Source organism: Candidatus Enterococcus moelleringii (genome assembly GCF_017377575.1).
Classification (GTDB): domain Bacteria; phylum Bacillota; class Bacilli; order Lactobacillales; family Enterococcaceae; genus Enterococcus_A; species Enterococcus_A moelleringii.
The window spans coordinates 15,562-28,130 of the sequence record NZ_JAFREM010000030.1; the positions used below are offsets into that span (position 1 = coordinate 15,562).

The 12,569-nt window shown below is 44.1% G+C and carries 13 protein-coding genes; 10 read left to right on the forward strand and 3 right to left on the reverse strand.

Annotated elements, in window-relative coordinates:
* Nucleotides 1-90: 90 nt before the first annotated feature.
* A complete protein-coding gene (locus JZO70_RS18325) occupies nt 91-744 on the forward strand; it encodes a hypothetical protein (RefSeq protein WP_207675132.1) in 654 nt (217 codons plus the stop codon).
* A gap of 105 nt (nt 745-849) precedes the next feature.
* Nucleotides 850-1,686, forward strand: a complete 837-nt coding sequence (locus JZO70_RS18330; RefSeq protein ID WP_207675133.1) for an SDR family NAD(P)-dependent oxidoreductase — start codon at nt 850-852, stop codon at nt 1,684-1,686.
* 184 nt (nt 1,687-1,870) lie between these two features.
* Here the strand turns inward: JZO70_RS18330 and JZO70_RS18335 are convergent, their stop codons facing one another.
* On the reverse strand, nt 1,871-3,778 hold the full coding sequence (locus tag JZO70_RS18335) for a M13 family metallopeptidase (RefSeq protein WP_207675134.1): 1,908 nt from the start codon (nt 3,776-3,778) through the stop codon (nt 1,871-1,873).
* Nucleotides 3,779-3,862: 84 nt separating this feature from the next.
* Between JZO70_RS18335 and JZO70_RS18340 the strand changes: the two genes are divergently transcribed.
* The 7 genes from JZO70_RS18340 (at nt 3,863) to JZO70_RS18370 (ending at nt 9,388) form a co-directional block, all read left to right on the forward strand.
* Complete coding sequence (locus JZO70_RS18340; RefSeq protein ID WP_207675135.1) at nt 3,863-4,408, forward strand: C39 family peptidase; 546 nt, start codon at nt 3,863-3,865, stop codon at nt 4,406-4,408.
* A 68-nt stretch (nt 4,409-4,476) separates the two neighbouring features.
* A complete protein-coding gene (locus tag JZO70_RS18345; protein WP_207675136.1) occupies nt 4,477-5,451 on the forward strand; it encodes a ribose-phosphate diphosphokinase in 975 nt (324 codons plus the stop codon).
* A 98-nt stretch (nt 5,452-5,549) separates the two neighbouring features.
* A complete protein-coding gene (locus JZO70_RS18350) occupies nt 5,550-6,695 on the forward strand; it encodes an IscS subfamily cysteine desulfurase (RefSeq protein ID WP_207675137.1) in 1,146 nt (381 codons plus the stop codon).
* Between the two features lie 61 nt (nt 6,696-6,756).
* Nucleotides 6,757-7,104 (forward strand): DUF1831 domain-containing protein, encoded by a 348-nt coding sequence (locus JZO70_RS18355; RefSeq protein WP_207675138.1) that lies wholly within the window; start codon nt 6,757-6,759, stop codon nt 7,102-7,104.
* Nucleotides 7,105-7,232: 128 nt separating this feature from the next.
* Entirely contained in the window at nt 7,233-7,880 is a 648-nt protein-coding gene (locus tag JZO70_RS18360; RefSeq protein ID WP_207675139.1) for a hypothetical protein, read from the forward strand.
* 46 nt (nt 7,881-7,926) lie between these two features.
* Nucleotides 7,927-8,772, forward strand: coding sequence for an aldo/keto reductase (locus JZO70_RS18365; RefSeq protein WP_207675140.1), 846 nt, complete (start codon nt 7,927-7,929; stop codon nt 8,770-8,772).
* A gap of 10 nt (nt 8,773-8,782) precedes the next feature.
* Nucleotides 8,783-9,388, forward strand: a complete 606-nt coding sequence (locus tag JZO70_RS18370) for a metallophosphoesterase (RefSeq protein WP_207675141.1) — start codon at nt 8,783-8,785, stop codon at nt 9,386-9,388.
* Nucleotides 9,389-9,440: 52 nt separating this feature from the next.
* On the opposite strand, the gene JZO70_RS18375 is transcribed toward JZO70_RS18370, so the two are convergent.
* Both JZO70_RS18375 and JZO70_RS18380 read right to left on the reverse strand, forming a co-directional pair.
* A complete protein-coding gene (locus tag JZO70_RS18375) occupies nt 9,441-10,805 on the reverse strand; it encodes a PH domain-containing protein (protein WP_207675142.1) in 1,365 nt (454 codons plus the stop codon).
* Complete coding sequence (locus JZO70_RS18380) at nt 10,802-11,179, reverse strand: GntR family transcriptional regulator (RefSeq protein WP_207675143.1); 378 nt, start codon at nt 11,177-11,179, stop codon at nt 10,802-10,804. The genes JZO70_RS18375 and JZO70_RS18380 overlap by 4 nt, the downstream gene beginning before the upstream one ends.
* 207 nt (nt 11,180-11,386) lie before the next feature.
* On the opposite strand from JZO70_RS18380, the gene mnmA reads away from it, so the two are divergent.
* Nucleotides 11,387-12,517, forward strand: a complete 1,131-nt coding sequence (gene mnmA, locus JZO70_RS18385; RefSeq protein WP_207675206.1) for a tRNA 2-thiouridine(34) synthase MnmA — start codon at nt 11,387-11,389, stop codon at nt 12,515-12,517.
* Nucleotides 12,518-12,569: the final 52 nt, after the last annotated feature.

Below are 12,569 nucleotides of genomic sequence, written 5' to 3' on the forward strand. Positions count from 1 at the left end.
GAGAGCACCAATTGCTCAAGCTTCGCTGCTTGTTGATTTGTAATAACTCAAACAGCTTTCTGCTCGAACGCTGTTTTAAGGAGCAAAGCTGTGAGTACAGAAACATTTGTCCAAACGATTTTAAAATTAAGCAAGCTGCCGGATGAATCCTACGAAGGCTACTTGCTGAAGCAAGACAATTTGTACCGGAGAATTCCGGAAGAAGCGAAAGCCGAGCTGCTGCGTAATGCCGTCGAATGCGGCAAACAGGCCGCTCAGCCTTTGAAGGGGAAACCGCTGGCTGAATTTTTGCAGCAGGCAGGTATTCAGGTGGTCTACACGAAGGAAACTTCCAACAAGACTAAGAATGCCTACACCTTAGCGGAGATTCGTTTGCCGGATCGGATTACCTTGAATGAAACCTTGATTGATTCGGGCCAAAAGCTGATTAATCACGAAGCGGACCTGCAATTTTTAACGGCACAGGCCTCGATTGCGGATATTTTATCAGCCCATGAATTGTTTCATTACTTGGAAAACCGCGACAAATTGTATACCACAGAAAAACATATTCAGTACAAAATTGGTCCGTTTTCAAAAACAGCCCGGATTCATGCCTTAAGTGAAATTGCTGCCACGGCTTTTGTTAAAGAAGTCTATGGGCTGACCTTTTCACCGCTTTTATTCAATCCGGTGCTGCTTTACAATTTTGATACCGAATTTAGTGAAGATTTTGCCGCTCAGCTGTTGAAGCGGGTAGGCTGATTTATCACTTGAAGCTATGGATCAATTGAAAAAAGCAATTAGTTTAATTGCTTAAAGTAACGTATAGTAGATTATAGAGAATAACAACAAAGGGGAAATCAAACAATGGAAAAAACTTGGTTAGATTTAGCTGGCGACGTAGTAGTTATCACTGGTGCTTTAGGCGGAATGGGACGCAAAATCGCAAGCGACTTTGCTGAACAAGGCGCGAAATTAGCTTTAGTTGACTTGAACGAAGAAGCAACACAAAGCTACGCAAAAGAATTAGCAAGCACTCACGGAATCGAAGCAAAAGGCTACTCATGCAACTCAACAGTTGAAGAACAAGTAGACGCATTAGCAAAAGCTGTTAAAGCTGACTTTGGCCGCATCGATGTATTGGTTCAAACAGCTGCTATCCTAACATTCAGCCCATTAGAAGACTTAGCATTGGATGAATGGAAACGCACCATCGACGTTAACTTAACTGGTTACTTCTTAGTATCACAACGCATCGGCCGCGTAATGATCGAACAACAATCAGGACGCATGGTTCACATTTCAACTATCGCATCACTTAGCCCAGAAACTTACTCAGGTGCTTACAGCCCAAGTAAAGCTGGCGTTAACATGCTGTCTAAAATGATCGCTGGCGAATGGGGCCAATACGGCGTACGCAGCAACTGTGTATTGCCATGCTTCGTGAAAACTCCATTATCAACTAAATTCTACGAAGACGAAGAAGTAGAAGAAGGCCGCAGAAGAATGACTGCGAACCGTCGTATCGGTGAAGTACAAGACATCGCCAACGCTGTATTGTACCTAGCAAGCAAACGTTCTGACTACACAAACGGTCACGAACTACGCGTCGAAGGCGGATTTGGCAACATGATCGGCGACTTGGTACCAAAACCAGGCGGACGTCGTCAATACGCAATCGACTCTAAAAAACCTAAAAACTAATTTGAAATGATGAAACCCAGCTAAGGATGAGCAGACGATGCTCGGCTTAGCTGGTTTTTTTGTTGTTAATATCAAATTATTGGGTCCAAATCCAGTTTAGACCCAATAATTTGGCGAGAGGTATATAAAAAGCATCATCACTCAACGAAAAAGTGATGATGCTTTTCAAAGTTCTATTTTCTTCCTACCAAATACTTACCCGTTTCTCCGGTGCTAGATACATTTCATCCTCCGAAGTCACTTCAAAGGTTTCGTAGAACTCATCGATATTTTGCACTTGAACATTGGCTCTTAATTTATTTGGCGCGTGAACATCCACTGCTAAAAGTAATTGTGCATATTCTGGACGAGCTTTCATGCGCCAGATGGTTGCCCAGTTAACAAAGAAGGCTTCCAGATCCACATCTTCCTCACGTTTAGCTGCTTCTAAAGCACAGCTTAAACCACCAGCATCAGCGATGTTTTCCGAAACGGTCAGCTTACCGTTGACGGTGCCGCCGGCAATTTCCAAACCGTCGAATTCAGCAATCATGGCATCTGCCAACTCCTGGAAGTGATCCCGATCTTCAACGGTCCACCAGTTGTTCAAATTGCCTAGTTCATCAAACAGAGAGCCGTTGTTGTCAAAGGCATGAGAAATCTCATGGGCGATCACCGCACCGATCCCGCCGTAGTTGGCACTCTTCGATTGTTCCAAGCTGTAAAATGGTGCCTGTAAAATTGCTGCTGGGAACACAATGATATTACGGAATGGGTGGTAGTAAGCATTTACCGTATCGGCGCTCATTTCCCATTCTTCACGATTCACTGGCTGGTTCCATTTCTTGAATTGATCTTCACGACTCATTCGGCTGAAGGCCAAGGCATTATCCAACAAAGTCCCGCCATCTTCGGCAGGAGTTACTTTGAACTCACGATACAATGCCGGGATTTCATCAGGATAACCGACATGAATGCCTAAGGTACTTAATTTCAGAATGGCTTTTTCACGAGTCGCTTCACTTAACCAAGTATTGTTAGCCAAGCGGTCTTGATAGACGTCGATCATGGTTTTCACCATTTGCTTCACGTCGTTTTTAGCTTTTTCACCGAAATATTTCTTACCATAATAATCCCCGACTACTTGATCGAAGCGTCCTGATGCCAAGTAGAAGGCGGCTTTTTTCTGTGGTCGTGCTTCTGAAGCACCAGACAAGGCACGATTGTAGATGCCGCCGATTTGGCGGGCTTCTTCACTCAAGTAGCCAGTCAAAGAGTTCAAGCTCAAGACCAGCATCCAGCTCTTCATCAAGGAGAAGTTTTCGGGATTGACAAAGCTGTCCATTTCATCAAAATACAACGGCTCGGTGACGATAATTTTTTCTGGCAGCTGGCCGATCAAATTCTCAATCATCTTATCCATTTGAATGTGACTGCTGTGGGCCACAAATTCTTCAGCGGTTTGCGGATTGTACATTTTGCTGTAATCAGCATTTTCCTCAGCGCTTTTCACATGAGGAGCCAGCAGGCGGTCAAAGGCCAAGGCCTCATCAGTAATCCGCTCAGCTTCGGCTTTGTCATAGCCTGCCAAGTCAAACAGCTGCAGGGTCATATCCTTGAAGATTGCTAATAGCTGCTCTGCCTGCGGATGATCCTCGGCATAATATGTTTTGTCCGGCAAAATCAAACCTGGTACACCAGCAAACATGGCATTCGTAGTGGTATCCTTCATATCGGCATCGATATCCAAACCAAATGGCAAAGGCAGACCAGAAAGTGTCCAATCCTTCAATTGACCATTCAAATCCTCAAAGGAATCCAGTTTTTCGATCCGTTCCATAATCGGTTTTAACGGCTCCATGCCATCTGCATCCCGCTTGTCAAAATCACTAGCTAAGTGATAGTAGGCGATGTATTCCTTCATTAACTCATTTGGGATAGTGTCTGGCTGCTCCGCCATTTTTGTGGTTTCCTCGATTAACAGATCGTCAATCTCATCCACTAAATCCTGAAAGCCTCCTGTTGCCGGTTTGTCCGCCGGGATTTCAGCGGTTTCCAGCCATTCTCCGTTGACGGCTTGGTACAAATCTTTTTTTATCATCAAATTATCCATAAAATACGTGCCCCTTTCCTTCCTTTCTATTATCATATAGACAGGACAAATACTCAAAACAAAATACCTTAAGGAGCCAAAAAAATGATCGATTCGTTAGATTCTTGGGTGGAGCTGCCGGAAGAGCGCTTTAAAACCTATCGCAATTGGCGCACCCCCAGCGGCTATTTGTGCGGCACCTATGCCAGCAGTGTGCTTTTGGCCTACTATCAAGATTATATAAATGAAGAAATCCTGCCGACAAATCTGCGGGAAAAAGAATCCTCTGACAATCAAGCTTTAATCGCGGCACTTCAGCCGATGCTTCAGCCGATTGATATGCCCACCGTACCGCCGCAAATCAGCTTTGGGTTGAATCGTTTTTTGAAAAAATATCAGGTCAATGCTCGTACCCGATTCACTACGACAGGTGCCTGGCAACGAGCTACCAAACGGATTTCCCAAGGCAAGCCAGTGATGATCGGCATCCTGCGAGTACTGGGCAGCACCTACGGCAATCACTGGGTAGTAGCCTATGGTTATATGGAAAACAGCCGCGGCGAACGCTTCTACAAAATCCACGACAACTGGGGCAACTACAACAAAATTATCCTGGCTCGTTGGGCAAACGGCACAATTTCTTTTCCGTAAAAGTAAAAAACAGAAAAAACACAATAATTTGTGTTAAACTAGGGGTACAAAATACTTGGAGGGACACCATGACTGAGCAGAATAGCGAAAAGAAATACAAGATCTTTGGTTTGAATGGCAATCAGCCATTAGCAGAAAAGATTGCAGCTGTTTGTGGAACAACATTAGGTAAATGTACAGTGAAACAATTTAGCGACGGAGAAATTGCCATTAACGTAGAGGAAACCGTGCGGGGATACGATATCTATATCGTGCAATCCACCAATGAGCCGGTGAATGACTACTACATGGAATTGCTGATTATGATCGATGCAATGAAGCGGGCAAGTGCTAAGACGGTAAATGTGGTTTTACCTTACTACGGGTATGCACGTCAGGATCGGACGGCCAAGCCTCACGAGCCGATTACGGCAAAGTTGATCGCCAACCTTTTATCAGATGCTGGGGCAACACGGGTACTGACACTAGATTTGCATACTGTTCAAGTCCAAGGATTTTTTGATATTCCAGTCGACAACTTGTTTACGATGCCGCTTTTCGCCCATTACTACCGGGATAAAAATATGGTAGGTGACGACTATGTGGTGGTATCGCCGAAAAACAGCGGAGTGCAAAGAGCCCGCAGCCTGTCGGAATACTTAGATACGACAATTGCTATTGTAGATGAAGCCGAAGAAGGCAATTCTGAGAGCGGATATGTGATCGGGGATGTTGAAGGCAAGGTCTGCATTATGGTAGATGATATTATGAATACCGGAAATGTTTTCCGCAAAGCCGCTACCACCTTGAGAAAAGCCGGCGCTAAAGATGTAGTGGCCTGTGCCTCACACGGTCTGCTGTCAGCACCAGCCAAAGAATGCTTGGATCAAGCGGAAATTAGCGAAATCTGTATTACCGATTCCGTCTGGACACCAGATGAACGCCATCCAAAACAGCTGAAAATTATCAGCTGCTCGGAATTAATGGGGGAAGCCTTAAAACGCATCCACAACAACAAATCCGTTAGCCCATTGTTCACAGTGGAAAAACGAAACGCACAATAAATTAAGTATAAAGGACATTGCGGTGTCCTTTTTTTGTCTAAAAATGTTAGAATGTGCTAGAATATCTCTACTTTAACTATAGAAAGGTTCGTAGACTTGTGGAATCCATTTATTTAGATCATGCAGCCACCAGCCCGATGCATCCCGATGTGATTGCGACGATGGCTGATATTATGCAAAATTATTACGGCAACCCCTCAAGCATCCATCATTTGGGTCGTTCCGCTTCCCAAAAACTGGAAGAAGCACGGGAAATTATCGCCAAAACCTTGGACGTGAAGCCCCATGAGATTATCTTTAACAGCGGCGGAACGGAAGGGGACAACACGGCGATTTTAGAAACAGCCTTCTCTCGTCAAGAACAAGGCAAGCACTTGATCACTACGGCTATTGAACATCCAGCTGTTTTGAATACAATGGCTTACTTAGAGGATAAAGGCTTTGAAGTTACCTATTTAAGTGTGGATGAAAAAGGTCATATTTCCTTGGATGAGCTGCAAACGGCCTTGCGGGAGGATACGATTTTGGTTTCCATTATGTATGGCAATAACGAAATCGGCAACCTGATGCCTATCAAAGAAATTGGTGAGATGCTGAAGGATCATCCAGCTTATTTCCACACTGATGCGGTGCAAGCCTATGGCAATCAAACGATTCGCCCCCATGAAATGGGCATCGATCTGTTAAGCACCTCGGCTCATAAAATTAATGGACCACGAGGCGTCGGCTTCTTATATAAAAGCGATGATATTCGCCTGCCATCCTTGCTGCTCGGCGGTGAACAAGAAGAAAAGCGCCGCGCCGGAACCGAAAACTTAGCCGGAATCTGCGGTTTCGCCAAAGCAGCTGAACTGTTGACCCCGGAAGAACGTGAAAAACGGGCGAAAGAATATAAAACCTTCAGTAATACTGTCTTACAAGGCTTAGAAGACGCAGGGATTGCTTACCAAGTCAACGGCGACCTGGAAAACAAGCTGCCTCATGTGTTGAATTTACGCTTAGAAGGCATCATGAATGATTTGCTGCTGATGAAGCTGGACTTGAAAGGCATTGCCATTTCCACCGGGTCTGCTTGTACTGCCGGCAACATCGATCCGTCCCATGTATTAGAAGCGATGTACGGTAAAAACGCACCAGAAGTCAAACAATCCATCCGCATCAGCTTCGGTTATGGCAATACACAAGACGAAGTACAGCGTTTTACCGATGAACTAGTTGCAGCAGCTAAACAACTGCGAAAGTAGATTGAAATACCTGCCCGTTCCCTCTATAATAATAGGTAACGAAAAAAGAAGAGGTGAGGGCATGGCTTTTGGAAAAACAGCTACAGTACAAGGCGCAGGTGTCGTTTACGCGTTAGCACCAACTGCGAAAAAATACACATTGCGGGACAACGGCTTTACAGAAACAACTTCGGGGAATTTTCAATTAATTCGCCCATTAGATGCAACACCCCAAAGCAAAGAAGGCTTTAAATTAAAAATTACCGTAGCGAAAGATTTACAGCAGTTAAAAATGTCGATTACGACAGCTAACGGATTGAAATCGGTCAATATCTTCAAGGACGCGAACCATGCATTATTGCAGGAAAAATTCTATTTCCTAATGGACGGCATGATCGATCGCGGATTATTTGTAAAAGTTGAAAACTAATAGGGAAAAACAATTTCTGTCTAACTTTTTTGGCAGAAATTGTTTTTATTTGTTCTTCTGAAGCTTCATTTGAAATAGAATATGGTACACTAGAGACAGTTATCTTTAGTGGAAAAGAAGGTGGAACATTGGGGCGAAAAATACAGACAATGGGGCATCATAAAATTATTTCGGAATTTCGGCACTTGTCAGGGCTCACTATCGCAATAGACGATTGTGCTTATTTAGCCAGAGAATTTTACAAGTATGGTGTCGAAGATTACAGAATCGCCTTTTATGAAGGCAACAGTTATTTTACGCGATACATACCTTATTACGTTGAGTTGCTGCCATGCTGGGAATATAAGCAGGATTACTTAATCCCGCTGATTTTTCGCGAGATGCCGGACACGCAAAAGATGTTCCAGGAACCTTATCGCTGGCGGGCTTTCTTCAAGCTCTTGGACTGGTATCTGACCTATCAGCCAGACAAGGTTTTAATCGATTGTCAACGTCGTTCAGGCACAAGACAGGTAGTAGACACCGCGTTTCTAATTTTTCGGTTATGGGAAATTTGCGACGGAGCCGCCTTTCCAATCGGCAATTTAAACAATCTGTCAGAATTCCAGCATTGGGATCACATTTTCCATTTAATCGACACTGGAAATTCCTTCCGCAGAACCATGGATTTCAATCCCGAACGAATTGAAGATTTAACCCAGCTTGAAGTGATTATTGCTATTATCAAAATGCGTTATCAAGCTATTTTAGAAAGACAAGGTTACCAGCTAAACTAGCTCGTAGCCTTTTTTACCCTAAAAAATTAAGTGAGGCGATGAGAAAATGAAAATAGAGTTAGGTCAAAAAAAGGTGCCGCCAATTGGTCTGGGGACCTGGCATATGGGAGACGATTTAGGTAAGCGCCAACAAGAAATCAAAGCATTGCAAGCGGGAATCGAGGCCGGTGCTCAAGTAATTGATACAGCCGAAATGTATGGGGATGGACGCTCGGAACGTTTGGTAGGCGAGGCGATTGCACCCTACGATCGAAACCAATTGTATTTAATTTCTAAATTTTATCCGTGGCATGCCGATAAGGAGAATCTGCAGTATTCACTAGAGCAAAGCTTGTCTCGTTTACAAACCGATTATTTAGATTTGTATTTGCTTCATTGGCCGGGTAAGGTTCCGTTGGAGGAAACTGTCGGCGAGCTGGAGCGCTTAAAACAAGCCGGTTGGATTCGCCAATGGGGAGTGTCCAATTTTGACACTAGCGATATGCGGGCTTTGTACGGCATTCCTAAAGGAAAAGACTGCTTAACGAATCAAGTACTTTACAATTTAGCCAGTCGAGGCATAGAATATGATTTGTTACCATGGATGCGGGAACATCGACTGCCGCTGATTGCTTATTCACCGATTGCCCAAGGCGATACATTAGGCGGAGGGCTGCTAGACAATCCTCTGCTGCAGGAAATCGCGGCGGCACACGAAGCAACGATTTTCCAAATTTTACTGGCTTGGGTGATTCGCGACGGCAAAACCATCGCCATTCCGCAATCCGGCAAAGCTCAGCACGTCTTAGACAATCTTCAAGCCATGGAGATTCAGCTGACCCCGATGGAATGCCAGTTGCTGAACAATGCTTTCCCGAAACCAGTTGGCAAACAACCATTAGACATACTGTAGGTGAAGAAAAATGAAATTTTTTATCGGAGATACCCATTTTTTTCATGAGAACCTCTTAGGGGACAATGATTTTGCGCCCCGTTTATTTGATACGGTAGAAGAAATGAACCAGCAGATCATCACTAGCTGGAATGCTGTCGTAAAGGAAAAGGATACCGTTTATCATGTAGGGGATGTTGCGATGCATCCTAAATATGAAAAAGGCAACCAAGAAATTTTGGAGCAGATTTTGCAGCTGAATGGGAAAATTGTCTTCATTAAAGGCAACCACGATTCCCGGGCCTTTTTCAATTTCTTAGCTGACAACGATCCTATGATGCCAGATGGCACGCCCAAGTTTGAGTTCCATGACGTGGGAGCGATCGTGAAGTTTAATCATCACCAATACTATATGACCCATTATCCAATGCTTCTGGGCACCACCTTGAATATCCGGAATCTGCATGGGCACATTCACCATTACAGTATCCCGATTGCCGAGGATATTAATGTTGGTGTCGATGCACCCGAACGGGATTTTCTGCCTGACAAATTACCATTTGGTACGCCTCTTTCAGAAAACATGATCGACATCATTGCTGAAGCGAAGGCCAAAGAAGTTGCGAAATTGAAATAGAAGCAAAATAGCCGTTTATCCAAATGCCAAGGATGAACGGCTATTTTTGCATTTATTTTAATACTTGCTCGATTTCCCGATAGGCTTCTTCGGTTTCTTGCGGCTTCTTGCTGGTAAAATAATAATCCCTGTCAGAAGTTTCGATCTTTAAAATCGATTGAGAGGCTTTTATTACCAACAAATCCGAAGCTCGACCGCTTAAACGAAAATTCCCCATCGCATACTGATCGGTCGCAAAGCCATTAGTCTTCACCCCGCGACCCAGCTCTTCCACTAACGAAACCTGCTGGATATCGTCTAAGGGAATTTGACGTTCCCGTAAAAAAGGACCATCTAGCGTGACCTCCTGATTATCCACGCTATAAACAAAGGGATCAGGATGATAATCAAGAATGTACATCGGCACCGTGCTGGTAATCATGGCAACCACCAAAATCACTCCACTGATTCCCAGCATGACTTTCCCAGAAGTAGTCGCCATATTGAATGTCAGATTCAAGCCGATGCGATCCGGCACCAAAAAGCGGGTATCATTGGGATTATAATAGATGCCGTAGCGCCAATAATAATCGTCTCCTTGATAACGAAAATCCTCCGCCTGGGCCAACAGCTTGTCTTGTTTACCTCTAAGCGCCATCAGCCAACCAAAAGTAAAGATGACGATAAACAGCAGCAAAGCCACCTCCAAAGTCGTCAATAAAGCAAACTGATCTTGCCAAAGATCCATCGAAAGCAGCGGAAGATAAACCATTAACGGGATTAGACCCCCTGCGACAACCATCAAAAACGACCAGTAATATTTTGTCAGATCATTGTACTGCCGATTAATCTCCTGATTGCTGGTCAATGCCCGTACCGGCAGCCGTCCAACAAAGTACCAGCCCCAAACCATCAACGCTTCAACCAAAAGAATCGTTAAAAAGATCAGAAAGCTCCCTGATATAGAGCGGGTCAAGAAGAACATTCCACCATTTAACAAAACAGCCAAGATAAACCATTTCCAGGAAACCAGCTTTTCGTTTTTCTTTAACACCAGCTGGGTATTAATTTGCACTGGTGCTTCCTCCAGCTGCCAGTGATTGTCCTCAATCAGTTGCCGCATTTTGCGAATGTAGCGAATTTGCAGGAAATAGGCTGTGCCGATGGACAAAAACAACATCATGAAAAACAGCAGCATAAACCAGAAATCCCTAATCGGCAGTAAAAGCACGGCTTCCACAGCGCTAACTAATAAAGCAAATTGAAATTGCCGTCTGCGATATTCCTTAGCTAAGCCGGTCACCTGAGGATCAGTCAGCTTAGATGGCGGAAAAGTATTTTCAATGATCACATGATTGTGGGGCTCGGCGGCCAGTGATAAAGTAAAAGCCAAAATCAGGTTGCAGGAAACTAAAATTATCCACATGATTAGATTCATTTTTCTCTTCCTTTCCGAAAGCTGGTTAAAATATCGCTAATTTTTCCTTCAATTTCTTTTTCATTGGTGCCAGCCAGATACAGCTCGGCTAAAAGTAAAGTAAGGGCGGCTTCCTTCTCGGTCTTTTTTTCTACCGGCAGGGGAGCCACCAAGGTTCCTTTGCGCCGGTCGGTCAACAAATAACCTTCTTCCTTCAATAGCTGATAGCCCTTGGAGATGGTCATGGCGTTGACCCCTAACTCATCAGCAATCTGCCGAACTGTCGGCAACTGTTCGTTGGGCTGCAGTTCTCCCTTAGCAATACCGATAATAATTTGCTTACGCAGCTGCTGATAAATCGGTTCATCCGAATGGGAATCAATTTCTAAAATCATGTTCAACGCCTCCTTTGTATTATATATATTAATACAACTAATACAAAAAAGCAAATGCTCAAAAACCGGTCGGTATCAAAAGAGTTTAACGAAAATTTAAAGTTTCGATGTTTTTGCACCCTAAATCGAAGAATCTATCGTATAATACGTGTTACTGAAAAGTTGCGACCTTCAAATCGTAGAGTTTTCGGAATCTAGATTGAAATGATGGTGATACATGTGTCGAACAGCAACACAAGAGTTGTCGTGGGAATGAGCGGCGGCGTGGATTCGTCAGTCACAGCTCTTTTACTAAAAGAGCAGGGCTATGACGTTGTTGGGATTTTTATGAAGAATTGGGATGACACCGACGAAAACGGTGTGTGTACCGCAACCGAGGATTATAAGGATGTAGCGAAAGTCGCTGCCCACATTGGTATTCCTTATTACTCTGTCAATTTTGAGAAGGAATATTGGGACCGCGTTTTCGAATATTTCTTAGCAGAATATCGTGCCGGCCGGACACCAAACCCCGACGTAATGTGCAACAAAGAAATCAAATTCAAAGCCTTTTTAGACTATGCAATGGATCTTGGTGCAGATTATGTGGCAACCGGACACTATGCGCAAGTTAAAAAAGATGAAAATGGCGTTGTTCATATGCTTCGCGGCGTAGACAACAACAAAGATCAAACTTACTTCTTGAGCCAATTATCACAAGAGCAATTATCAAAAACCATGTTCCCTCTAGGCGGTATGGAAAAATCTGAAGTACGGGCAATTGCTGAACGTGCTGGATTAGCCACAGCCAACAAGAAGGATTCAACGGGTGTTTGCTTTATCGGTGAAAAGAACTTCAAACAATTCTTGAGCAACTATCTGCCTGCTAAAAAAGGTAACATGGTGACTTTAGATGGTGAAGTGAAAGGACAACACGATGGTTTAATGTATTACACTATCGGTCAACGCCAAGGACTTGGCATTGGCGGCGGTGGTAAGACCCAAGAACCATGGTTTGTCGTGGGCAAAGATCTAAGCACCAACACTTTGTACGTTGGACAAGGCTTTCATCACGAAGCATTGTACGCAACCAGCTTGGATGCCAGCGAAATTCACTTTACTACTCCAGAAGACAAGCCAAAAGAATTCCGCGCAACTGCGAAATTCCGTTACCGTCAACAAGATGTACCCGTAACGGTGTACTTGGAAGACGGCAACCGTGCGAAGGTCGTTTTTGACGAACCTGTCCGGGCAATCACACCAGGTCAAGCCGTAGTTTTCTACGATGGCATGGAATGCCTAGGCGGCGGTCTAATCGATCACGCTTATAAAGAAACAACTGTATTGCAATACGTTTAATAGACATGCGTAACTCTGACTTAAATGAGGCATAAAAACAGGACATGCCTTT

Excerpts from the sequence above, each read along its gene's own strand:
- mnmA (WP_207675206.1), top strand. The coding sequence starts at position 11,387 with ATGGTGATACATGTGTCGAACAGCAACACAAGAGTTGTCGTGGGAATG.
- JZO70_RS18380 (WP_207675143.1), bottom strand. The coding sequence starts at position 11,179 with ATGATTTTAGAAATTGATTCCCATTCGGATGAACCGATTTATCAGCAG.
- JZO70_RS18375 (WP_207675142.1), bottom strand. The coding sequence starts at position 10,805 with ATGAATCTAATCATGTGGATAATTTTAGTTTCCTGCAACCTGATTTTG.
- JZO70_RS18355 (WP_207675138.1), top strand. The coding sequence starts at position 6,757 with ATGGCTTTTGGAAAAACAGCTACAGTACAAGGCGCAGGTGTCGTTTAC.
- JZO70_RS18340 (WP_207675135.1), top strand. The coding sequence starts at position 3,863 with ATGATCGATTCGTTAGATTCTTGGGTGGAGCTGCCGGAAGAGCGCTTT.
- JZO70_RS18370 (WP_207675141.1), top strand. The coding sequence starts at position 8,783 with ATGAAATTTTTTATCGGAGATACCCATTTTTTTCATGAGAACCTCTTA.
- JZO70_RS18330 (WP_207675133.1), top strand. The coding sequence starts at position 850 with ATGGAAAAAACTTGGTTAGATTTAGCTGGCGACGTAGTAGTTATCACT.
- JZO70_RS18335 (WP_207675134.1), bottom strand. The coding sequence starts at position 3,778 with ATGGATAATTTGATGATAAAAAAAGATTTGTACCAAGCCGTCAACGGA.
- JZO70_RS18345 (WP_207675136.1), top strand. The coding sequence starts at position 4,477 with ATGACTGAGCAGAATAGCGAAAAGAAATACAAGATCTTTGGTTTGAAT.
- JZO70_RS18365 (WP_207675140.1), top strand. The coding sequence starts at position 7,927 with ATGAAAATAGAGTTAGGTCAAAAAAAGGTGCCGCCAATTGGTCTGGGG.